Source organism: Paenibacillus tarimensis (assembly GCF_021532315.1).
In the GTDB taxonomy this organism is placed as follows: domain Bacteria; phylum Bacillota; class Bacilli; order Paenibacillales; family Paenibacillaceae; genus Paenibacillus_I; species Paenibacillus_I tarimensis.
The window spans coordinates 456879-479491 of the sequence record NZ_JAKGAO010000004.1 but is presented as its reverse complement, the minus strand read 5'-3'; the positions used below and the strand labels follow the sequence as shown (position 1 = coordinate 479491).

At 51.3% G+C, this 22613-nt stretch carries 20 protein-coding genes; 2 read left to right on the top strand and 18 right to left on the bottom strand.

Annotated elements, in window-relative coordinates:
* Nucleotides 1-73: 73 nt before the first annotated feature.
* A complete protein-coding gene (metH, locus tag L1N82_RS03540; RefSeq protein WP_235285944.1) occupies nt 74-3514 on the bottom strand; it encodes a methionine synthase in 3441 nt (1146 codons plus the stop codon).
* Nucleotides 3515-3672: 158 nt separating this feature from the next.
* On the opposite strand from metH, the gene L1N82_RS03535 reads away from it, so the two are divergent.
* A complete protein-coding gene (locus L1N82_RS03535) occupies nt 3673-4212 on the top strand; it encodes a 1,2-dihydroxy-3-keto-5-methylthiopentene dioxygenase (RefSeq protein ID WP_235285943.1) in 540 nt (179 codons plus the stop codon).
* Nucleotides 4213-4305: 93 nt separating this feature from the next.
* On the opposite strand, the gene L1N82_RS03530 is transcribed toward L1N82_RS03535, so the two are convergent.
* The 5 genes from L1N82_RS03530 to L1N82_RS03510 form a co-directional block, all read right to left on the bottom strand.
* On the bottom strand, nt 4306-5091 hold the full coding sequence (locus L1N82_RS03530; RefSeq protein ID WP_235285942.1) for an HAD family hydrolase: 786 nt from the start codon (nt 5089-5091) through the stop codon (nt 4306-4308).
* Nucleotides 5092-5111: 20 nt separating this feature from the next.
* A complete protein-coding gene (locus L1N82_RS03525; RefSeq protein WP_235285941.1) occupies nt 5112-5645 on the bottom strand; it encodes a hypothetical protein in 534 nt (177 codons plus the stop codon).
* A 42-nt stretch (nt 5646-5687) separates the two neighbouring features.
* Complete coding sequence (locus L1N82_RS03520; protein ID WP_235285940.1) at nt 5688-6674, bottom strand: aldo/keto reductase; 987 nt, start codon at nt 6672-6674, stop codon at nt 5688-5690.
* A 44-nt stretch (nt 6675-6718) separates the two neighbouring features.
* Complete coding sequence (locus L1N82_RS03515; protein WP_235285939.1) at nt 6719-6910, bottom strand: DUF896 domain-containing protein; 192 nt, start codon at nt 6908-6910, stop codon at nt 6719-6721.
* Nucleotides 6911-7091: 181 nt separating this feature from the next.
* Nucleotides 7092-7496, bottom strand: coding sequence for a LysM peptidoglycan-binding domain-containing protein (locus tag L1N82_RS03510; RefSeq protein WP_235285938.1), 405 nt, complete (start codon nt 7494-7496; stop codon nt 7092-7094).
* A 191-nt stretch (nt 7497-7687) separates the two neighbouring features.
* Between L1N82_RS03510 and lexA the strand changes: the two genes are divergently transcribed.
* The gene (lexA, locus tag L1N82_RS03505; RefSeq protein ID WP_235285937.1) at nt 7688-8311 is read left to right on the top strand and encodes a transcriptional repressor LexA; all 624 of its coding nucleotides are present in this window, start codon (nt 7688-7690) and stop codon (nt 8309-8311) included.
* Between the two features lie 155 nt (nt 8312-8466).
* On the opposite strand, the gene glnA is transcribed toward lexA, so the two are convergent.
* The 12 genes from glnA to mutL form a co-directional block, all read right to left on the bottom strand.
* Complete coding sequence (gene glnA, locus L1N82_RS03500; protein WP_235285936.1) at nt 8467-9795, bottom strand: type I glutamate--ammonia ligase; 1329 nt, start codon at nt 9793-9795, stop codon at nt 8467-8469.
* A 23-nt stretch (nt 9796-9818) separates the two neighbouring features.
* Nucleotides 9819-10232, bottom strand: coding sequence for a MerR family transcriptional regulator (locus L1N82_RS03495; protein WP_235285935.1), 414 nt, complete (start codon nt 10230-10232; stop codon nt 9819-9821).
* 60 nt (nt 10233-10292) lie between these two features.
* On the bottom strand, nt 10293-11537 hold the full coding sequence (locus L1N82_RS03490) for a methionine gamma-lyase family protein (RefSeq protein ID WP_407946683.1): 1245 nt from the start codon (nt 11535-11537) through the stop codon (nt 10293-10295).
* Between the two features lie 62 nt (nt 11538-11599).
* Nucleotides 11600-12907: a GTPase HflX gene (gene hflX, locus L1N82_RS03485; protein WP_235285933.1), complete on the bottom strand. Its 1308-nt coding sequence runs from the start codon at nt 12905-12907 to the stop codon at nt 11600-11602.
* A 39-nt stretch (nt 12908-12946) separates the two neighbouring features.
* A complete protein-coding gene (locus tag L1N82_RS03480) occupies nt 12947-13942 on the bottom strand; it encodes an AAA family ATPase (protein WP_235285932.1) in 996 nt (331 codons plus the stop codon).
* A gap of 153 nt (nt 13943-14095) precedes the next feature.
* Nucleotides 14096-14773, bottom strand: a complete 678-nt coding sequence (locus L1N82_RS03475; RefSeq protein WP_235285931.1) for a YdcF family protein — start codon at nt 14771-14773, stop codon at nt 14096-14098.
* Nucleotides 14770-15327, bottom strand: a complete 558-nt coding sequence (locus L1N82_RS03470) for a DUF402 domain-containing protein (protein ID WP_235285930.1) — start codon at nt 15325-15327, stop codon at nt 14770-14772. The genes L1N82_RS03475 and L1N82_RS03470 overlap by 4 nt, the downstream gene beginning before the upstream one ends.
* Before the next feature lie 250 nt (nt 15328-15577).
* Nucleotides 15578-18304, bottom strand: coding sequence for a PBP1A family penicillin-binding protein (locus tag L1N82_RS03465; protein WP_235285929.1), 2727 nt, complete (start codon nt 18302-18304; stop codon nt 15578-15580).
* Nucleotides 18305-18494: 190 nt separating this feature from the next.
* Nucleotides 18495-18734 carry an RNA chaperone Hfq gene (hfq, locus tag L1N82_RS03460; RefSeq protein ID WP_111149308.1) on the bottom strand — a complete coding sequence of 80 codons (240 nt, stop codon included), beginning with the start codon at nt 18732-18734 and terminating at the stop codon, nt 18495-18497.
* Nucleotides 18735-18770: 36 nt separating this feature from the next.
* Nucleotides 18771-19730, bottom strand: a complete 960-nt coding sequence (gene miaA, locus L1N82_RS03455; RefSeq protein WP_235286153.1) for a tRNA (adenosine(37)-N6)-dimethylallyltransferase MiaA — start codon at nt 19728-19730, stop codon at nt 18771-18773.
* An 11-nt stretch (nt 19731-19741) separates the two neighbouring features.
* Complete coding sequence (locus tag L1N82_RS03450) at nt 19742-20515, bottom strand: class I SAM-dependent methyltransferase (RefSeq protein WP_235285928.1); 774 nt, start codon at nt 20513-20515, stop codon at nt 19742-19744.
* Complete coding sequence (mutL, locus tag L1N82_RS03445) at nt 20512-22605, bottom strand: DNA mismatch repair endonuclease MutL (RefSeq protein WP_235285927.1); 2094 nt, start codon at nt 22603-22605, stop codon at nt 20512-20514. The genes L1N82_RS03450 and mutL overlap by 4 nt, the downstream gene beginning before the upstream one ends.
* Nucleotides 22606-22613 lie beyond the last annotated feature (8 nt).

Here is a 22613-nt window from a genome sequence, read left to right as displayed (position 1 = left end):
AAGTCCTGCTTCGAGGCAAAAGGCAGCAAACCCATCCGCTTCCGAATGGCGCCTGCTGCCTTTACATAACCGGTTAAGCTTTGTCTACATTAAAGTAATTGGCCTCAGGATGCGCAAATACCATAGCCGATACGGAAGCCTCCGGCTCCATCATACAGCCTTCTGTCAGCTCTACACCAATATCCTCTGGCTTCATGAGATCAAAGAGAAGCTCTTGGTCCTCCAGATTCGGACAAGCCGGATACCCGAAGGATACTCGAATACCCTGATAACGGGCACCCAAACGCTGCTTCATTGTAAAATCAGGCGCATCCGGGAAGCCCCAGACATCGCGCATCATGTGATGGACACGCTCAGCCAGCCCTTCGGCCACCTCAAGCGCAACCGCCTGAAGGGCATGCGAACGGAGATAATCTCCGTTGTCCTTCAGTACGGTAGCCCGCTCGCGGATGCCCTGCCCCGCAGTTACGACCAGGAAGCCTACATAATCCATTACGCCGCTTTCCACGGAACGCAAGTAATCCGCCAAGCAGAGATAAGGTTCCACCTGCTGTCTAGGGAACGTAAACCGCTTAATTTCCCTGCTCGTATCCTCAGGATCATAGATAATAATGTCATTGCCGGATGACTGAGCCGGGAAGAACCGGTACATGGCATTGGCATGCAGCGTTTTCTCCGCAGCAGCTTCTTCCAGAATACTATCCACGGTTTCCTTCAGCTGGACAGCCTTTGGGTTGCCTTGAGCCAGCAGGTCCTCCACCTTGCCCCGCAGGCCAAGATGATGCCCTAACAGCATCTGCATATTAACATAAGGCAGGATATGGCCTAACGGCACTTCTCTCAGTACATGGCGTTCCAGATCAGGCGGTACGAAGACAGGCGCATCCGTAGAGATGTTAGAGCGGACAGCTCTTGAGAGCTGCGGCAGCGGCGCCTTCTCTTCGGCTTCCGCATAACCGGATTCCTTCAAGGCCTTCAGCTCTGCTTCATAGCGAGCGCGATGCTCGGGGTTCATTAGCTTGTTCGCGATATCCAGCCCGTCCATAGCATCCTTGGCATATAACACCAAGCCATCGTATTCCGGGCTAATTCTGGTTTTCGTGAACTTGCGGCTCAGAGCCGCTCCCCCTACCAGAATCGGAGCATCAATACCTGCGGCCCGCATATCCTGTGCTGTCAGCACCATCTGCTGTGCCGATTTGACAAGCAGACCAGAGAGACCAATTGCGTCGGCTTTCTCTTGCCTATAAGCCTCAATGATCTGTTCAGGCGGTACTTTGATGCCCAGGTTGATGATCTTGTAGCCATTATTGGACAAGATGATTTCGACGAGGTTTTTACCAATATCGTGTACATCGCCTTTAACGGTGGCCAATATAATCTTGCCTTTGACAGATGTCTCGCTTTTCTCCATGTGCGGCTCCAGGTGGGCTACGGAAGCCTTCATAACCTCCGCACTTTGCAGAACCTCGGCCACGATCAGCTCGTTATTGTTGAACAGGCGGCCGACTTCCTCCATGCCTTTCATGAGCGGTCCATTAATAATATCCAGCGGACGGTACTTAGTCAGCGCCTCATCCAGATCCGGTAGAAGCCCCTCCTTCGTTCCTTCAATAATATAAGAAGCCAGGCGTTCCTCCAGCGTCAGGTTGGAGACCTTCTCCTTCTTGTCGACCTTCTTCTCTCTGTAAAAGGCAACAAATTTAGCAAGTGTTTCGTCCGTTGTATTAAAAATCAGTTCTTCTGCCAGTTGGCGCTCTTCTTCCGGAATCGATGCATAACGCTCCAGCTTCTCCGTGTTGACGATCGCATAATCGAGCCCCGCTTTCGTGCAGTGGTACAGATACACGGCGTTCAACACTTCACGCCCTGCGTCAGGCAGACCAAAGGAGATGTTGCTGAGGCCCAGAATGGTTTTGCAGGCCGGGTAACGTTCTTTAATCAAGCGTATACCCTCAATGGTCTCCACAGCCGAACCGATATACTGCGGATCGCCGGAGCCAATCGGAAACATGTTTGGATCGAATATAATGTCTTCGGGATTTAACCCGTATTTGTTAACGAGCAGATCATACGAACGGTCTGCAACCTCAAGCTTCGCTTGGCGGGATACTGCTTGTCCGCGTTCATCAATAAGAATCATGACAACAGCCGCCCCATATTTATGGATCAGCGGTACGATCTTCTCAAACTTCGACTCCCCGTCTTCTAGGTTAATGGAATTAATCAGCGCCTTACCCTGGGAATGCTTAAGCCCAAGCTCGATGATATGGTCATAGGTCGAGTCAATCATAAGAGGCGCCTTGATTTTCTTGGTTACGAAGCTGAGGAACGTCTCCATCGCATAAGCCTCATCAATATCCGTATCCTGAAGGTTAATGTCAATAATGTGGGCTCCGCCCTTTACCTGAGCTCGGGCAATTTCGGAGGCTTCCTCAAACTTTCCTTCCTTGATCAGACGCTTGAACTTACGGGAACCTGACACGTTGGTTCGTTCTCCAACCATGTAAGGACGGTTCTCCGGTTCAATATATACTGTTTCAATACCGGCAACGGCAGCCGGATGGTCGCCAAATTCCGTTCTTGGCTTATATTTAGCCATCTCATCTGCCATAGCCTTAATATGCTCCGGCGTTGTACCGCAGCAGCCGCCCGCGACATTAAGCCATCCCTGCTTGGCGAACTCACCAAGCTTGCGTGCCAGTGACTCGGGGGATTCATGATAGTTCCCGTTCTCATCCGGCAATCCGGCATTCGGATAACAGCTGATATTGGTTTTTGCAATCGCGGCCAGGCTCCGGATATGATCGCGCATAAACTCAGGTCCTGTGGCACAGTTCAACCCGATCGTAACCGGTTTCAGATGCTCCAGAGAAATGTAGAATGATTCAATATTCTGACCGGCGAGTGTCGTACCCATCGGTTCGATCGTGCCCGATATCATAATCGGAAGCTCGAAGCCAAGATCCTCAAATGCCTTGCGGATTCCCAGGCTTCCCGCCTTTACATTCAAGGTATCCTGAGAGGTTTCCAGCAGCAGCGCATCTACGCCTGCTTCCATTAGCGCAACTACTTGTTCATGATAGCTCTCGACGAGCTCCTCAAAAGTTACGCCGCCAGTAACCGATAGCGTCTTGGTCGTCGGCCCAAGGGCTCCAGCTACATACCGTGGCTTCTCAGGCGTTGTATATTTTGCAGCTGCCTCAACAGCAAGCCTCGCGGCAGCGAGGTTGATCTCCCGGGCTTTCTCAGGTATATCATATTCAGCCAGCACCACGCTTGTTGCGCCAAAGGTGTTGGTTTCCAGAATATCAGCACCTGCTTCGAGGTATGCCTCATGTATTTGCTTTATTACATCAGGACGTGTAAGCACGAGAATTTCGTTACAGCCGTCCAGTTCCTCTCCGCCAAAATCTTCTTCCGTTAAATTGGCCTGCTGGATCATCGTGCCCATCGCACCATCAAGAATCAGGATCCGTTTCGATAGCATTTCTTGTAAGCCGGGTTTTGTCATATTCCTACACCCTTCCGCCAAATCATTAAGCTTTAGTGTAACAGAACTATGTCCGTGTGAAAAGTCATAGCCTGGTCGACAGAGCACATAAAATGCTTTATAATGGAATCATTCTAATTATATAAGAATAAACCTGATAGGAAAAGAGGGATTTAAAATTGGCTGAGATCAGAATTCGTAATACCGAGGAGCGGATCAGCGGTGAAGAGAATGTACGGGAATTTCTCTCTAAGCAGGAAGTCTTATATGAGCATTGGGATGCTTCCAAGCTGCCTCAAGATCTGCAGAATAAATTCGTATTAAATGATGAGGATAAATCCCAAATCCTTGCGACATTTGATTCGGAAATCAAGGATTTGGCTAAGCGCCGCGGTTACCGGACATGGGATGTTATCGCCCTTTCGGACGCTACTCCCAACCTGGATGAGCTGCTCAAGAAGTTTGAGAATGTCCACACCCATACAGAGGATGAAGTGCGTGCAATCACGGCCGGCCGCGGAATCTTCATTATTAAAGGTTCAGACGATGTCGGCTATTTCGATGTAGAGCTCGAAGCCGGAGATGTCATTTCTGTGCCTGAGCACAAGCCCCATTTCTTCACATTGATGGATAACCGCCAAATTGTTGCGGTACGCCTCTTTATTGAGACAGAAGGCTGGATCGCGCATCCGTTCGCTGACCCTGCTTTCCAGAAGTAGCAATATAACCGCATTTAGAACGCAAGAGGGCTTCCATGCCGGTTGTTAACAACCGGCATGGAAGCCCTCTTCTTGAGTTAAACGTTGAACGGATTATGTCAGAATATCAAGAAGCTCATGAAGATGCTTGATTTCATACTTTGGTATAATCTCGTCCGAGCGCTGCATGCCGTGACGGTTTACCCAGACAGAATCCATCCCCACCGTGTTAGCGCCCTTGATATCTGTAGTCAGCTTATCGCCCACCATAACCGCGTCTTCCGGTTCAATTCCAAGCATAGTTAAAGCATGACGGAATATACTCGCCGCCGGCTTACCTTCCCCGAATTCACCCGAAATAATAACATGATCGAAATAAGGTACAAGTTCCGGCACACCAGCCAGCTTCTCACGTTGGAGATCAGGAGATCCATTTGTGAGCAGCAGCAGCATATACTTTCCGCGCAGCTCATCCAGAATGCTGAACGTCTCTTCATAAGTATAAGGTCTAGCACGCCTCTCAGCCGGAAACCTTTCAGCCAGCTCCGCTCCTAACGCCTCATCATCTACTCCGAGCGACTTTAGTCCGCGGGTCCATGCATCCCTGCGATAGCCAGGCGCCAGCGCCTGCAGCTTGCGAAACTCGGCCTGCTCGCCTTCCAGGAAATTAGCCCACAGCCCTTCAAAAGGATTAATACCTATCATCTTGGTAAATGTGAATGTTTCATAGGATTCATACAGTGCCTTAGCTTCTCTGCGCACTGCTTCCTCAAGTTCAGCTTCCTTGACCCCCGTGCGGTCGGCTGCATACTGGCAGGTTGCTTCAAAAGCCTCCTTCACACTCCGCTCATCCCACAGCAAGGTATCATCCAAGTCAAACAGCACAGCTTTCTTCGCCATATATTCTCTCTCCCAATCTGCTATTTCACTGCCTTCTCGTGAAAAGCGATATTGTGATCTTTCGCAAACGCCCTCAACCGCTCCGCCATCGCTTCAGTAGGAAACCGGTTGATCGCCCGGGAAAATACCCAGTTCGCTCCCTTAGCCTGCTCTATGACCACATAACCCGGCTGCACACTTATACTCTTAATGGAAGAAGCATAAAGCGTCTTATCGCCAGTCATACGGCGTGTGCCTACATAATCCTTCGCAACGCTTAAGTACGGACGCCTGAAGAAGAACAGCATGGCAAGCAGAAAATAACAGCCGATTGTCAGCCAAAACATGCCGGAGCTCGTTACATTCTCTCCTTCCGGCGCTGCAGCAGGAATAGTTGCCAGATACGCATAACCGCCGGTAAACAGCAGCAGAAAGACCGGCAGTATAAAATTGCGTCCTTTGAAACGGTCTATCCGCTGCGCCGCAGCTGCAATACTCTGCGTTCCTGATTTCTTGCGTTGGCGGTTAATAACATTACTATTCCGCCTTACCTTGCGTTCCCATGATCGGGACATCGCTGACACCCCTCAATATCTGTATTGGCAGTCCTTCTCTAGTTATAAGGGCCTGCGGAATTTCTGGATGAACCGGGTCGGATATTCGGACGGCAGCGCACTCACCTGATCCAGCCGCTCCCATATTTCCTGCGGCATCGTCCAGCCTACCGCCCCCATATCATCCTCGTACTGCTCCAGCGTGCTTGCTCCGAAGATTGGTGAAGTAATTCCTTGCTGCTGTATCAGCCAGCGTAGTGCAACCTGTGCCGGTGTTTTGTCCAGCTCACGTGCAGCCCTCTGGACCTCTTCCAAAATGGCAAAGTTTTTCTCCGTGGCACGGAACGCCCATGAGCTCTCACCTGTCTTTGCTGTCAACCTGCCGGAAGTTGGCTCCTCTCTAGTGTAGCGACCCGTAAGAAATCCGCCGCCCAGCGGAGCCCAGGGTATGACACCGACCTGTTCTTCGATACAAAGGGACATGATCTCCCGATCCATCTCTCTGCTGACCAGGCTATACTGCGGTTGAATAGATATGTATCGTACAAAACGGCTGTAATCGCTATAAGCAAGCGACTTCATCAGCTGCCAGGCGAGAAAATTGGAACAGCCGATATACCTTACTTTTCCTGATGACACAAGGTCATCAAGCGTGCGCAGTGTCTCTTCAACTGGGGTTGCATGATCCCACACATGCATCTGGTAAAGATCGATGTAATCCGTGCCAAGCCGCTTCAGGCTTGCATCTACACCATCCATGATATGCTTGCGTGATATCCCTACGCCATTGGGATGCTGCTCCGTCTGGAATCTGACCTTCGTTGCAAGTACGACTTCTGACCTGCGGTCCTTTATCGCCTTGCCTACGATCTCTTCCGATTTGCCGCCGACATAAACATCCGCCGTATCAAGAAAATTGCCGCCGGCATCCAAGAACCGATGGATCATCTCGATTGAATCCGACTCACTGGTGGTGTTTCCAAACGTCATTGTCCCAAGACAAACCTCAGATACTGCCAGTCCGCTTCTGCCAAGCAAACGATATTCCATGTTAACTCCTCCCGTTCATCATGCTTTCGTACCAGATGTTTTGTTTAGTGCTTTAACTTATCGTTATCCTCATCTTCTGCCCACTTAATCGTATCCAGCTGATCCTTGAAATTTTTGCGGAATTGCTGGAGGTACTGGCGCCTCAATTCTTCACGCTCTGCCATTTCCTCTTCAGTCAAGCCAACGGATTTATTTTTACGCGACAGTTCATTGATCCGTGCGACCAGTTTTTCCATGAGAGTCTCCTCCTTGCGCGGTTCTTGTCCAATATTACTTTGACACTTTCACGCCTTGGTTGTCAAGGCGAGGAACAAGCAGCAATAACAAAAAAACCGTTCACAGGAGCTCAAGGCCGGAACGGTAAAACTCGTAATAACTATTTAATGATAACCTTGTAATATAGACTTATACAGCGAATTAGAAGGACTCCACAGGAATGATAATCTGGTCACCTGGCTGCAGGTTGCTGTCTGTGAGCAGGTTCCGCTTCTTCATCAGATACACGATTTGTCGGATATCGGCACCTTCTGGTGCATGGCTTTGGGCCAGTGACCACAGCGTATCGCCTGTAGAAACCGTAACCGCCAGTTCGTTGGGCTGTGCGGGTTCCGCATGCGTTCCGAGGGCGTTCGAATGGACGAGCGTGAAACCCGTCACGATGATAATAATGAGGATTAATGCGGCCAGCAAACGGCCCACCTTCCAGCTCAGCCGTAGTGAAGTACGCCCAGCCGTAACACTCTTGCTATGTATGTGGGTTCTCTTATTGTTCTGTTCCTTGTACAAGCTGCGGTAGGACATGTCATTTACTTTTATGATCATATTCAGCACCCCAAACATTTGTTCTGTATTGCTAAAATGAGCATATCACGAACAGATGTTTGTAGTCAACCACTTTTGGAACATTTGTTCCCCTTCATGTACGAACCTCTGTTTTCAGGAACTTATGTTTGTACGAACTCCGGTTCTATGCTATAATTTGTCACAATAAACAAGTTGATGGAGTGATGAAGGTGTCCAAAATTTCCAACCGCCAGCAGGCCATCTTGGAATTTATCAAGAATGAAGTCCGGGATAAAGGATATCCGCCGTCCGTAAGAGAGATTGGCGAAGCTGTCGGACTTGCTTCCAGTTCCACCGTTCATGGGCATTTGGACCGGTTGGAGAAGAAGGGACTGATCCGCCGAGACCCGACCAAGCCTCGGGCAATCGAAATTCTCGACCAGGAGAGCGAGGCTGAATTTAATTTCCCTCTCGCGGTATCCAAAGTACCGGTTGTTGGTAAGGTTACTGCCGGTCTTCCTATAACAGCGACCGAGAATATCGAAGAATATTTCCCGCTCCCCTCTCATTTTGTCGGAGATGATCAGATTTTCATGCTGAACGTTATCGGTGAGAGCATGATCGAGGCAGGAATTCATGACGGGGATTATGTCATTGTCAGGCAGCAGCAGACCGCCAACAACGGTGAGATTGTCGTCGCTTTGACCGATGAGGACGAAGCAACCGTCAAGACTTTTTATAAGGAAAAGGATCATATCCGGCTTCAGCCGGAAAACGCCACCATGGAGCCTATCCGCTTGAAGCAGGTCTCCATTCTGGGCAAAGTAATCGGACTCTTCCGGGATTTCCATTAATTCATAAGCTAAGCCGGCATCCTGAACGGGATGCCGGCTTTATTTTCAAGCGCATACTGGTTTTCCACAGCTAACAATGATAGAGAACTCAGAACCTAGCCCTAGACAGATAAGAACCCTGACACAGAATGGTCAGGGTTCTTGGTTAATCGCTTTTAATATAACGTCATGTACTGATCGCGTTCCCACTGATGAACCTGCGTGCGGTACATATCCCACTCAATCTCCTTCAGTTCGTAGAAGTGAGCAAGGGCATGGTCGCCAAGCGCCTCACAGATAACTTCGTCACGCAGCATTTCATCGAGGCCTTCCTTCAGGTTCCAAGGCAGACTTGGGATACCTTCATCGATACGCTCTTCATCTGTCATGACATAGATATTGCGGTCCGTTGGAGCAGGAAGCGGCATCTTGTTCTTGATACCATCCAAACCAGCCTTCAACATAACAGCCAGAGCCAGATAAGGATTAGCTGCCGGGTCCGGGTTCCGCACTTCAATACGTGTGCTGAGACCGCGGGAGGCTGGAATCCGGATCATAGGCGAACGGTTGCTTGCCGACCAGGCAACATAACAAGGCGCTTCATAACCAGGCACAAGACGTTTATATGAGTTAACCGTCGGGTTGGTGATTGCTGCGAATGCCCGTGCATGACGCAGAACGCCTGCCATGTACTGACGAGCCGTTTCACTCAGGCCGAGCTTGTCGCTCTCATCATAGAATGCGTTCTCGCTGCCGCGGAACAAGGACTGGTGACAATGCATACCCGATCCATTAACACCGAATAGCGGCTTCGGCATAAAGGAAGCATGCAGGCCATGCTGACGAGCAACCGTCTTGACGACTAGCTTAAAGGTTTGAATCTGGTCTGCGGCTTTAATGGCATCCGCATACTTAAAGTCGATTTCGTGCTGGCCTGGTGCCACCTCATGGTGAGATGCTTCGATTTCAAAGCCCATCTCTTCAAGCGTCAGCACGATCTCACGACGGCAGTTTTCACCAAGATCCGTAGGAGCAAGATCGAAATAACCGCCCTGGTCATTCAGCTCTGTAGTCGGATTGCCCTTCTCATCCGTCTTAAACAGGAAGAATTCCGGCTCTGGGCCAACATTCATCGCTGTAAAGCCCATTTCTTCCGCTTCCTTAAGCGCACGCTTCAGAATACCGCGAGGGTCGCCTGCAAATGGAGTTCCATCCGGCATATAGATGTCACAGATCAGACGGGCAACACGGTTCTCCGTAACCCATGGGAACACAACCCAAGTATCAAGATCAGGATATAAGTACATATCGGATTCCTCAATGCGCACATAGCCTTCGATCGAGGAGCCGTCGAACATCATTTTGTTGTCGAGAGCCTTCTCAAGCTGGCTCACCGGAATTTCTACGTTCTTGATTGTACCGAGCAGGTCTGTAAACTGCAATCGAATGAAACGAACGTTTTGCTCTTGAGAAATGCGTAAAATATCCTCTTTCGTGTAGCTCATGAGATCATCTCCTTCTACAACTTTTAAGGTTTGTTGCTATAGAAACGGGACAGCTGGCCTTGAATGAGCGAAGCTTTGCCCGGTCTCTTCTCGAGAAGCTGCTGCTTAAGCAGCCGGTGAAGCTGCATATCAGACAGTTCTCTTCGCTTGCTCTCTGTCTGTTCTGTAATAACTGTTGCCTCTTCCGATTCCTTCGATACCGGATTCATTACCTGCTTGATGCCTGCGATGTTCACGCCCTTCTCGATCAATGCCTTGATCTCCAGCAGGCGCTCTACATCATTAAACGAGAACAGACGCTGGTTACCAGCCGTTCTGGCCGGTACGATCAGCTCATGCTGTTCATAATACCGGATTTGGCGTGCCGTCAGATCCGTCAGCTTCATGACGATACCAATTGGGAACAACGCCATATTCCTGCGAATATCATCCCCCATACCGCATCAACCTTCCAATTGTTGTGTATGGGTTCATTGTAGCTTTCTTGCCTAAAGGTGTCAAGTTGTGTGAGGTTTAATTACAATATTTCCTTTTTCGGCTAAGTTCGAAAGGGCTGTCAGTACCCCATACTTAACATGTGAATAGGTTAGGCCGCCCTGCATATAAGCGATGTAAGGATTTCTAATCGGCGCATCCGCTGACAGCTCCAAGCTGCCACCCTGTATGAACGTACCTGCCGCCATGATGACAGGGTGTTCATAGCCGGGCATGTCCCACGGCTCCGGTAGGACATGAGCGTCTACCGCCGCTGCCTGCTGAATGCCCTGCACGAAATGAATAAGGTGCTCGGAAGAACCGAAACGTACGGCTTGAATCAAATCCGTGCGAGGTGAATCCCAGCGCGGCATCGTTTCAAAACCAAGCTCTTCGAACATGGCAGCCGCAAACACGGAGCCCTTAATGGCTTGACCGACGACATGAGGAGCGAGGAAGAGCCCCTGATACATGCTTCTCAATGTATCCAGCATCGCACCGACCTCACCGCCGATGCCCGGTGCTGTCAACCGGTAAGCAGCCTTCGAGACTAACGGGGCTCGTCCGCAGATATAACCACCCGTTGCCGCCAAGCCGCCGCCCGGATTCTTAATTAGTGAACCGGCCATGATGTCAACACCAACCTGCGTTGGCTCCAGTTCCTCAGTAAACTCTCCATAACAGTTATCCACGAAAATAATGACATCCGATTTGATGGCCCTGATCCGCTCGACCATCATTCGAATATCGTCAACTGTATAGGAGCGTCTCCAGTCGTAGCCTCTTGACCGCTGGATACCGATAACTGTAGTTTGCGCGTTAACAGCTGCTTCAACCGCTTCCCAGTCAATTTCTCCCTGATCAAGAAGTGCCACATCCTTGTACTTTACACCCCAGTCCTGCAAAGAACCGGTTCCGTCTCCTCGCGAACCAATTACTTTATGCAGGGTATCATAGGGCTTACCCGTTATGTACAGCAGCTCATCACCCGGACGTAGCATACCGAATAATGCACAGCTGATGGTGTGGGTTCCTGATGCAAAATGAGGTCGTACCAACGCAGCCTCCGCTCCAAAAACATCTGCATAAACGTCATCCAGAACCTCGCGTCCGCGATCATTATAGCCGTAGCCTGTTGAGCCGTTAAAGTGAAAATCACTGACTTGATGCTTCTGGAAGGCACGGATGACCTTCCACTGGTTCTTTTCCGCAATGCGGTCAATCTGCCGGAACCGGCTGCTGATCTTATTCTCTACCGGCTCCGCCATTCGTTCTAATGTCTGCCATATCGCGCTGTTATATCCCATGAAAATGTACGACTCTCCTCTGATTATCCTTCCGATCTCAACTCATCCATACTGGTGAACGGTTCAAGCTTGTACCCGCTCACTTCAAACTCATGCTTGTTCAACTGCACGGTAAGCCTGACAAGATCCTCTTCTGCCTCCTGATGAAGCACCTCTCCGCAGCGATAGGCCAAAGCAATTAAGTCGCCACGCTCGGCCGGTATTGCGAATGACTTGGTGTCTCCGATTAGCTTGTCCTGGACAGCATTGCTCAGTCTGTCTAGGTCCTCTTTATCATAGGCGCTAATTAAAAGGGCCTCCTTGCCGCCGGCAAGCAGCTCCCGGCAATCTGAAGAGCATAAATCCTTCTTGTTATAAACCATCAGCTGCGGCTTATCCCCTGCACCGAGCTGTGTAAGGATATCGCCCACAACGGTTATCTGTTCTTCACGCATCGGAGAAGAACTGTCAATAACATGCAGGATTAAGTCAGCCTCATTTACTTCCTCAAGGGTAGCACGGAAAGCAGCAACCAGGTCATGCGGGAGATTCTGGATGAAGCCAACCGTGTCCGTGAGAACAACTTCTTTTCCACTTGGGAGTTCCCAGTTTCTTGAGGTAGGGTCAAGGGTAGCGAACAGCTGGTTTTCCACATAGACATCTGCAGCGGTCAATTCCCGCAGCAGTGTAGACTTACCCGCATTAGTATAGCCTACCAGCGCGACCTGGGTCACACCGCTTTTTTTGCGCCGTTCACGGTGCAGCTTCCGGTGCCGCACTACTTCTTCCAACTGCCGCTTCAGATCGGAAATCCGATCGCGGATATGACGGCGATCGGTCTCCAGCTTTGTCTCACCCGGACCGCGGGTACCGATGCCGCCGCCCAGCCTGGAGAGATTCTTGCCATGCCCCACGAGCCTTGGCAGGAGGTAGCTGAGCTGAGCCAGCTCAACCTGGATAATGCCCTCACGGGTTTTCGCCCGGCCGGCGAAGATATCCAGAATGAGCTGGGTGCGGTCAATTATCTTTAGATCAAGTGCTTCTTCCAGATTCCGGACCTGCGCACCGGATAGCTCCTGGTCGAAGATCGCGGTTGTCGCACCTAATTCCTCGGCAGCCGCCCGAAGCTCCTCGACCTTCCCTTTACCGATAAACCAGCGGCTGTCAGGCGTCTCCCTGTTCTGGGTAATCGCACTGAGCACCTCTACACCTGCCGTTTCGGCGAGGCTTACCAACTCATCAAGCGAATGCTCGGGATCGCTTCCGCCACGTTTGATTTCATCGGTAATCAGGCTCACAAGTATTGCCCTGTCCTGAATATCATGTCTTGTTTCATAGGTTGTCGTAGCCATAGCCAATACCCCTTTGTTGTTAAAATCAAACTCATCTGCTCAGACATCCCATTTGAGATCCTCTGCGCGGATTGACATCAGCTCATGCTTACCCGGCGAGCCTGTCGCATACTGATTGAGCAGCCGCACGGCCTGGTGTCGAAATGCCTTCTCAATGACATTGCGTACATACCGCGCATTACTGAAGGAAAAATAGGACTCTTCCTTCTCCTGCGCAAGATGCTGCCTCAGCTTGAGAACAGCCTGAGGCATAAGCGTGTAATCCCTCTCCCTTGCCATCAGCTCAGCGATCTGGATTAATTGATCAACCGAATAATCAGGAAAATCGATTTGTATAGGAAAGCGCGAAGGCAGTCCTGGATTGGTCATGAGGAATGTCTCTATCTCCTCAGGGTAGCCGGCAAGTATTAGCACAAATTGATTCTTGTGGTCCTCCATTGCCTTCACAAGCGTATCGATGGCTTCCTTGCCGAAATCCTTCTCCCCTCCGCGGGCGAGACTATAGGCCTCATCGACGAATAATACCCCTCCAAGCGCTTTTTTAACCAGATCGCGGGTTTTTTGAGCCGTGTGTCCGATATATTCGCCTACCAGATCGGCTCTCTCTACTTCCACAAGATGCCCCTTCTGGAGCACGCCCATCTTCTGAAACAGCTTTGCAACAATACGCGCAATCGTTGTTTTACCGGTCCCGGGATTACCCTTGAAAATCATATGATAGACGTGTGATCCGCCTGCTAATCCTGCATCAGACCGAAGCTGTGAGACATGCAGAAGTGCATAAATTTCGTATACTAATGTCTTGACGTTCTCCATGCCGACCATGGGGTCCAAATCCTTCTGAATCTCCGCAAACAGCGGACTGCCGGCGCTCGCCTTCGCAGAGCTGTTGCCAGCAGATTCCTGTATATCGGAAGCAGGCAGCGGAGCTGCTGCAGGAGCTGTCTGCTCCATCGAACGCAGCACGACATTAATCTGTCTCGATGGCCTTCCCGCTGCCGGTTGGTTGGCTGAAGCCGCAGCACGTACGTTCATTACAGGCACCCCTCTCTTCCACTTGCAAAGCTGCAAACTTAACAGGACCCTTGCTTCTACGGTCCTGTTCCGCTTGAACAATATATGCGGCAGATTTCCTGCATAGTAGAAGATTTGAGCACCCTTGTCCGCATAATGTCCCGAGCAGGGGGGCTAATTATCCGGCAGACGAAGCCCGAACTTTAACAGGACGCTGTCTATTTTCCACTTGGTGAAGGCCAGTACCTCTCGTGGCTGCTGCTGAAGCTCCGGCACGACCACCGACTTTGCGGGGGACAGATCAGGGTCTTGATAGTCAAGGTAGCGGGCAATGTCATAGGCGCGTGCGGAATGAAACTCATGCGTAATAATGACAACCTTGTTTATATCATTCTCTCTCATAATGGCTTTACTATTCAGCAGATTATCATAAGTGCTCGTTGATGTTGTTTCAAGCAGGATATCTGATTCAGGCACGCCTCGCTCAAGCAAATAATTACGCATTCCTTCAGCTTCGGCCAGCCTTGAGCGTACCCCGCCGTATCCTCCTGTCAAAATGAAGGTTTCGAACCGGCCTTCTTCATAGAGCTTAAGTGCATGATCCAGCCGCTCCCTTAAACCCGGGCTTGGCACATCATGCCAAAGCGATGCCCCCAGTACGATCCCCGCATCATAGCTTTCTCCAACAGGACCAGGATCAAACCGGTTAATGATCCAGAGCAGATAGCCCACCCAGATGACGAAGAGCAGCACAATGGCAAGCGCAGTGCGTACCACAAGGCGACGCAATCTTTGGCCGCGAGTAAGCCCAGCTGTCTGAACCGCAGCTACAGTCTCAATTTTTGATTTCACGAAAGCTCCTTCCCGCTTACACGTTCAGCAAGCGACTTCCGATGCTTCAAGCTTAATGTAAAATATCGGAACCGTCCGTTACGGATCAGCGACAACAGCCGGCCTGCCGTCTTCTTCGCCATTTCCGCTTCCCTGACTGTCACTTCACCAGCCTGAACGGCATCCTCCAGCTCGTCTTCATCCAGAAGGAAGACTTCACCCGAGGGCAGAACAACAATATCCAGGTACATATCATCAAACCATGGCACCTTCTGGTCAGTCAGTCCCTGCGTCTTGCAGATATCAATATACCACTGTACAACTTTACCCTTGTCATCAAACATGGTCGTCACGACGAAGTGCTCCCCGCGGGGAAAATGCTGCATCCACAGAAACCCTTTGTCCGCCAGACAAAGTCTCTTGCCGTTATATTCCTTCCACAATGGTTCACGCAGCTCGTGAATACGGTAGAAGGTTACCAGTCCCCTGAAATCATCCCCGTCGAGGGACAGGCATGTGTAGCTTTTACGAAGGATACGCCTCCAGTTAGCCCGATCTGAAAATTTTCGTTTCATAAGGTACGTACCTTTCCGTTGGGATCATAATACGCCCGCATTCTAGCCGGGCCTTCCTGAAAAACATTGCTTCTAAACAATTCCATAAAAAAAGCTTACCACATCTTGATCACCTTCTCCAGTTTGACCGAGAAAATAGGCTCATACAGCGATCTCCATAAACGGCAACGGCCGGTCAGGAATAGTCTCCCGACCGGCCATTGTCATATCGTTCACTTCTCCCAAAAACAGATCCCTCTGTTCAGCTTGATCAAGGCTGCACAGCATTTGCTGCCGCATTATTCTCCCCTTGATTGACATCAACTTTAGGCACATTTTGGCTGCTGCGGCTGGTGGGCTTGCTTCCACCTGATGGCGGCGTTTCCGTGCCATTAGCAGAGCCATCCGGCTCTTCAACAGTCGTGCTGCCCGGCCGAGTGCTAGTTCCTCCGGCGTTGTCTCCCGTTGATCCGTTAGCGCCTGCTCCAGTGTCTCCGCCGGTGCTCTCGCCCCCTGTACTGCCGGATGTATTGTTGCCCCCGTTTCCGTTTGTTCCCCCTGCGGAGTTGGTGCCGCCTCCGGCATTGCCGCCTGCAGCGGGATCATTTGCATCCGTAGGCTCGGATAAGTCGGGCTCGGAAATATTATCCGGAAGATCCTCTATATTTTCCGGTAAATCATCGATCGGCTCGTTCCCCATGTTCTCGGGCTCATCCAGATCTGATGGTGACTCCATCGTAGGCTCTGGAACCGTAATGGAAACTTTAGTTGATTCTTCCCCCTCCAGCCCCATGTCAGAGTTATATGAAACCACGTAATATACATATGTTTTGTTGGCCATCACGCCTTGATCCAAGACCGAAGTGTCAGAGGTTTGGGTTATCAGCGTGTATTGGCTTTCTGAAGATTCTTTCCGGTAAACATTGTAGAGCAGATTCTGATCGCTCTGGCGGCTCCAAGAAATTTGAACCCCCATCTGATCCTCGCTCCACTTTACCGAGAAACCACCGACCCTAGGCGGCTGCTCCACTTCCTTCACATTGCTCGGCTTGTCGAAGCTGGTTACGGGCATTCCCTCCATCGCTTGGCCCATGACCTTGCCGAACATTGCTGCTGACATCGCACTGCTCTGCTTGAGAACATGCTGGGCATCTGTTCTTACATATCCCATCCAGACGGCAGCCGACCACTCTGGTGTATAGCCGACAAACCAGGCATCCCGGTTACCGCTTGAGACCAGACCTGGAACACCATGCTGTGTTGTTCCCGTCTTGCCTGCAACCGGACGGTCAATCCTGGCGCGGGTACCAGTTCCACCCTTTTCCACCACGCTCTGAAGCATATCGGTCATGTAGTAAGCCGTCTCTGGCTCAATAAGCTGCTTGGATCTCGGTGCTTTGTACTCATATTCCGTACCGCCGCCGCGGGTTTCAATACGGGTGATGGCATGCGGGTCAACCGATTTGCCCCCGTTGGCAAACACACCGTAGGCTGTCGCCATCTGCATCGGTGTTACCCCATTGTATAAGCCGCCAAGAGCAACCGCCAGGTTACGATCCTCAGGCGCCAGATTAAATCCGAGCGTCTTGGCAAAATCAAGCCCCCGCTGGATACCGATCTCATTCAGCAGCCAGACAGCCGACGCATTGCGCGATTCCTTTATCGACTGTTCCATACTCACCGGACCGATATACTTAACCCGGTTGGAGTCAGTCGGGCAATAATCGCCATAGCATTTCTTATCATCTCTCAGAGTGGACCAAGGAAACCACTCGCCCGTCTCAAGAGCCGGGCCATAGACGGTTATCGGCTTGAAAGCCGAGCCGGGCTGTCTGGTATCAAGGACACGGTTGGTGCCTTTGATCTGATAGTCCCGTCCGCCGCCAATCGCCTGTACTTCGCCACTGCGATGGTCAATAATAATCATCGCACCCTGAACGATCTGGTCGTCCACGCTCTCTTCAAAATTGCTCGGATCGGCAAATTCCTTCTCCACGATCTGCTGGGCCTTCGTGTTCAAAGTTGTATAAATTTTGTAACCGCCTAGCCGCAGCTGTTCCTCCGTTAACCCGGATACTCGCTCAGCCTCGTTGATAACGTAATCAATAAATGCAGGATAGGGTTGAGCTACTTTCTCCTCCTTGGCTGCCGGCGGTTCATATTTAGCTGCCTCAGCTTTGGCTTCATCTGCCTCAGCCTGCGTGATCAAGCCTTGTTCAACCATCAGGGACAGCACCACTGCCATCCGCTCCTGAGATTTCTCAGGGTTGCTGATGGGATTGTAACGGCTCGGTGCCTTCGGCATACCGGCAAGTGTAGCGATTTCCCATATCTTCAGGGCTTCGAGGTTTTCTTTACCAAAATACAGCTCGGAAGCAGCCTGTATACCATAGGCGGTCTTGCCGAAATAAATCCGGTTAAGGTACATCTCCAAGATTTGGTCCTTGGATTTTTTATTCTCCAGCGCAACAGCGATGGAAGCCTCCGACGCTTTGCGGAAAAATGTTTTCTCATGGCTAAGGAACATATTTTTGGCCAGCTGCTGCGTGATCGTACTTCCACCCTCAACTGCGCTGCGTGCGATAACATCCTTCACGAGTGCGCGTCCGATTGCGAAGAAGTCGACCCCGTTATGCTCGTAGAACCGCTTATCCTCTGTGGCCACAAAGGCATCCCTCAGCAGTTTGGGGATCTTCGAAAATTCTACATACTCCCTGTTCTCTCTATAGAGCTTGGTAATCTCGTTCCCGTTGGCATCATAGATTGTGGATGCTTCGGCAAATACGAACTCATCCTGGTTCGCAGCCAGAATCCGCTCACCGTTCAGAGCGATCAGCAGGTAGCCGATAATCGCACATACGATCGCAACCGCTCCGGTAAAGAACATCCATATCATCATTCTCTTGACTGAAAATTTCTTCTTTGGCTTCTTCTTAGGCGCAGATTTCTTGCTGCCGCGTTCGCTGCTGCCTGTCCTTGCAGATCTAGGTTCTGTCACAGCAGACTCCCCTCCCATACCGGGTGAATATTGCAGCACCCGTACTATATATAGTTCCCGAACGAAAAGAACAACCCAATCGCCGCAGCCACACCCTTGCGGGTAGAGCCGCGATCAATAAACGGGTTGCTCCTGCATCCGTTATTCATCTTAACGAAACTAACTATCAAAAGGTTTCAACTACCTCGGCTTAGCCTTCTCCGCTGTTATCCTGCATCAGCGACACGTTGCGCTGGGGGGTGAACGTCGAGATGGCGTGCTTGTATACCATTTGCTGGCGGCCTTCACTGTCAATAACGATCGTGAAATTGTCAAATGCTTTGATTACGCCGCGAATTTGAAACCCGTTGGTCAGATATACGGTAACCGGTACACTGTCCTTTCGCAGCTGATTTAAGAACGTATCTTGAATATTGATCGGTTTGTTCATTTGGCCGTACCCCCGTCAAAAAGATTGATTACTAGTTTATTCAAGGTGGTGCTTAAACTTTCCTTCTAGTATACCATGAATTTCCTGCAGGTTCCCGTAGAAATTTTGCTCATCGCCAACATCAACCCAATGTATCCCCTTCATATGGCGAAACCAGGACAGCTGCCGCTTGGCGAAATGCCGGGTATCACGTTTCAGCGTGTACACCGCCTCATCTAGTGAGATTTTACCCTTTAGATAAGGCACGATTTCCTTGTATCCCAGGCCTTGAAGAGCGATAGCATTCTCCGGCACCCCGGCTTCCAGCAGGCCCTTGACTTCGTCAATCAGCCCTTCTTCCATCATCTGGTCGATCCGAATTTCCACTCTATCGTACAGCTTTTCTCGCGGCATCGTCAAACCAACGATACAGAGTTCGTAAGGACTTTCCTTTTTTTGACCGGCGAGCTGCTCGGACATGGTTGTTCCCGTAGTATGAAACACCTCTAGAGCGCGAATTACTCTGCGGGTATCATTCGGGTGAATTCGCAGCGCAGTTACAGAATCAACGTCCTGCAGACGTCTGTGCAGAGCTTCTGCTCCATGCTGTTCGGCATACACGCGCATCTCTTCCCGGAAGGCTTCATCTGACCCGCTCTCCGAGAATACATAATTGTAACAGACCGATTCAACATACAGGCCTGTCCCGCCAACAATGAATGGCAGCCTGCCGCGTCCGGAAATCTCTTCGATCAGCTTCCGGCTACGCTCCTGAAACTCGGCCACCGAGAACGGATGCTCCGGTTCGCATATGTCTATCATGTGATGCGGTATGCCCTCTTGTTCTTCCAAGGGGAGCTTCGCCGTACCGATATCCATACCCTTATAAACCTGCATCGAATCTCCGGAAATAATCTCTGCGTTCCACGCCTTTGCAATTTCCAGACTGTAGCGCGTCTTTCCCACTGCTGTCGGTCCAATCAGCACGAGCAGACGTTTTTTCTTCTGATTATCCAAGCTGCCGGTTGTCAAATTCGTATCACTCCATAGGCGGTTTTCGCGTTGCCGTATCGCTGCCTTTCGAATCCGAGCCTTTCAAATTCACCGCTCGACGCCATTTCCTTCAGGACGACTGATTTTCGCGCAACCCGGACTGCCTCGGTCACCGCCTGTTTGGCAAGCGCCTGATGGTTGGCTAGCCCGCGCAGCGGTCTTAACGAGGCTGAAGCAGCGATAGGGTCACGGAACATGGGGTCAAAATAAACGACATCAACGCTTTTATCCGGCAATTTGGACAAGTACAGAAGATGATTATCCTGCACAACCTCAATCCGGCGCAGCGCATCATCGACATCGTTAAGCCCGGTTATGTATTGCTGCAGACCTTCTCTAATGATGGTATACAGCAATTGTTCACTCTCCAGTGCGGTTACATGGCCTGCCGGTCCGACCCCATAAGCGAACACTATAGAATCAGAAGCAAGGCCGGCTGTGCAATCCAGCACCCGATCGCCCGGCATGCAGCCGGAAACAGCAAGCAGCGGGTCCTGCTCGCCCTTACGCAGCCGCTTCACGCGGACGAAGGCCATGCTCGGATGGAAGTATAATGGCGAGCCTTCATCTTCATAATAACGCAGTTCATTTGCTGTTACGACCAGAAGGTAATCATCTTGATATCGCCTGCGCAGGTTGGCAAGCGTCGAATCCTTGCGAGGGACGAACCGGCCAGCCAGTTCAGCCGCAAGCATCCGCGCCCTCTCCTCAGTCAGCGGTGCCGGCTTCTCGGAGGTCGTCACAATCATGACATCACCCGCTTGAACATCTTCTCCAGCTGATACGTAGATATATGAACGACGATCGGCCGGCCATGCGGGCAGGTATAGGGCTGCTCACAAGCAGCCAACCTTGCCAGCAGCACCTCCGCCTCCTCACGGCTCAACCGGTGATTCGCTTTAATCGAAGCTTTGCAGGAGCAAAGTATGGCGGCTTTCTCCCGCAACTTATAAAGATCGACTGCTTTCTTCTCAGACAGAATCCAGTCCGCCATCTCTTCCAGAATCGGCTGCTCCTCCCCTTCAGGGAGCCACTGTGGATAAGCGCGTACCAGAAAGGCATTCTGTCCGAACGGCTCCAGCTCGACTCCGGCTTCGCGGAAGGCATCCAGCCTGTCTCTGATCAGTGCCGCTTCTCCTGCCGTAAATTCTAGAGTCAGTGGAACAAGCAGCGACTGGCTCAGCGATTCAGGTTCACCAAACTTTCGAAAATAGTACTCATAATTGATCCGTTCATGGGCTGCATGCTGATCAATCAGGTACAAACCATCTTCATTCTGGGCTACAAAATAGGTGCCGTGCAGCTGACCGATCCACGACAGCTCGGGGAACCCGCCACCGTCCGTCCTGTCTGCTGCCATCGCCGCCTGGCTCCCTGGACCAAACTGACCGTAGTCCCCCTGCCCGGAAGAATACGCTCGCTGTGTGCCGCTTCCCGGCTGCATACCGGAATCTATTGCCGGGCGCTGGTTGTCCCCCTCATCGGACGGGATGACCGGCGCTTCCGCCTCCCATGCTGCTGCGGCTTCTTGAACGGCGGGCGTTAGCCCCGAAGCTGACGACGGCTTGTACAGCCGTTCAGCCGCATCCGGGGGAATGGGCTGCTCCTGCTGCTGGTCGCGATAACCTGCTGCCGGCTGCCAAGAACGGCCTCTATCCCCTGTGCCGCCGCCGCTGTAATCTCTGGTGTCTCGCATGCCCAAGTTTGGCTGTTCCGGCAGCCTGGAATCCCTGTTTGGCCTCTCGGGATCAACAGGCAGCTGGAAGCCGGGTTCAGGTTTGTGAAACGAAATCCGCTCCTGCACATAGATCGGCTTGGAACGCTCAGCTGCCGTTTGACCGGGAATATGCGCCATGCTGCCCAGCTTCTCCCGCAGCACCTGTTCAATGAATGTCCGCAGCTCCGGTTCTTTACTGAAGCGCACCTCCATCTTGGAGGGGTGCACATTGACATCTACAAGCCCGGGATGCATGCCAATCTCAAGGACCGCTACGGGAAACCGGTTGATCGGCAGCAGCGTATGGTAAGCCTGCATAATCGCCTGGTTCAACACAAAGCTGCGAATATACCGGCCATTCACAATAACGGTTATGCTGTTGCGGTTTGACCTTGTCAATTCCGGTTTGGAAATGTAACCCATCAGATCATAATCCGGATGGTCGCCGGATACCGCCAGCATACTCTTGGCTACGCCGGTTCCATAGACAGCTGCTATAACTTGAAGCCTGTCTCCTGTACCCTGCGTGCGAAGCAGCGTATTTCCGTTGTGCGACAGAGTGAAAGCAATACCCGGATGCGCGAGGGCCAGGCGGTTGATGTAATCGGATATATGCCCCAGCTCAGTCTGAATGGACTTCATGTACTTTAACCTGGCGGGTGTGTTATAAAACAAATCTTTAACCGTCATGACGGTACCCTGGGGCGTATTGGCATCCTCCAGAGCCTTGACGGACCCGCCCTCCATAACCAGCCGGCGGCCGAGCCCCGATTCTTCCGGTGAGGTTACACATTCTACACGGGCGACAGCCGCAATACTTGGCAGTGCCTCTCCCCGGAAGCCGAGGCTTGCGATCCGGAATAAATCCTTGCTGGAGAGCAGCTTGCTCGTGGCATGACGCTGGAATGCCGTCTCAATATCGTCCGGGTCGATCCCCGACCCATTGTCCTTGACCCGGATGAGGGTCAGTCCGCCTTCCTCAACCTCAACGTCGATAGTTGTGCTCCCCGCGTCAACCGCATTCTCGACCAACTCCTTGACGACCGAGGATGGCCGCTCCACCACCTCACCCGCGGCAATCTGGTTTGCCAGCTGCTCGTCCAGTACATTGATTTTACCCATAAGCCTGC

Coding starts and splice junctions, on each gene's coding strand:
- metH (WP_235285944.1), bottom strand. CDS start 3,514: ATGACAAAACCCGGCTTACAAGAAATGCTATCGAAACGGATCCTGATT.
- L1N82_RS03530 (WP_235285942.1), bottom strand. CDS start 5,091: ATGGCGAAGAAAGCTGTGCTGTTTGACTTGGATGATACCTTGCTGTGG.
- L1N82_RS03525 (WP_235285941.1), bottom strand. CDS start 5,645: ATGTCCCGATCATGGGAACGCAAGGTAAGGCGGAATAGTAATGTTATT.
- L1N82_RS03520 (WP_235285940.1), bottom strand. CDS start 6,674: ATGGAATATCGTTTGCTTGGCAGAAGCGGACTGGCAGTATCTGAGGTT.
- L1N82_RS03515 (WP_235285939.1), bottom strand. CDS start 6,910: ATGGAAAAACTGGTCGCACGGATCAATGAACTGTCGCGTAAAAATAAA.
- L1N82_RS03510 (WP_235285938.1), bottom strand. CDS start 7,496: ATGATCATAAAAGTAAATGACATGTCCTACCGCAGCTTGTACAAGGAA.
- glnA (WP_235285936.1), bottom strand. CDS start 9,795: ATGAGCTACACGAAAGAGGATATTTTACGCATTTCTCAAGAGCAAAAC.
- L1N82_RS03495 (WP_235285935.1), bottom strand. CDS start 10,232: ATGGGGGATGATATTCGCAGGAATATGGCGTTGTTCCCAATTGGTATC.
- L1N82_RS03490 (WP_407946683.1), bottom strand. CDS start 11,537: ATGGCGGAGCCGGTAGAGAATAAGATCAGCAGCCGGTTCCGGCAGATT.
- hflX (WP_235285933.1), bottom strand. CDS start 12,907: ATGGCTACGACAACCTATGAAACAAGACATGATATTCAGGACAGGGCA.
- L1N82_RS03480 (WP_235285932.1), bottom strand. CDS start 13,942: ATGAACGTACGTGCTGCGGCTTCAGCCAACCAACCGGCAGCGGGAAGG.
- L1N82_RS03470 (WP_235285930.1), bottom strand. CDS start 15,327: ATGAAACGAAAATTTTCAGATCGGGCTAACTGGAGGCGTATCCTTCGT.
- hfq (WP_111149308.1), bottom strand. CDS start 18,734: ATGAACAAACCGATCAATATTCAAGATACGTTCTTAAATCAGCTGCGA.
- L1N82_RS03450 (WP_235285928.1), bottom strand. CDS start 20,515: ATGATTGTGACGACCTCCGAGAAGCCGGCACCGCTGACTGAGGAGAGG.
- mutL (WP_235285927.1), bottom strand. CDS start 22,605: ATGGGTAAAATCAATGTACTGGACGAGCAGCTGGCAAACCAGATTGCC.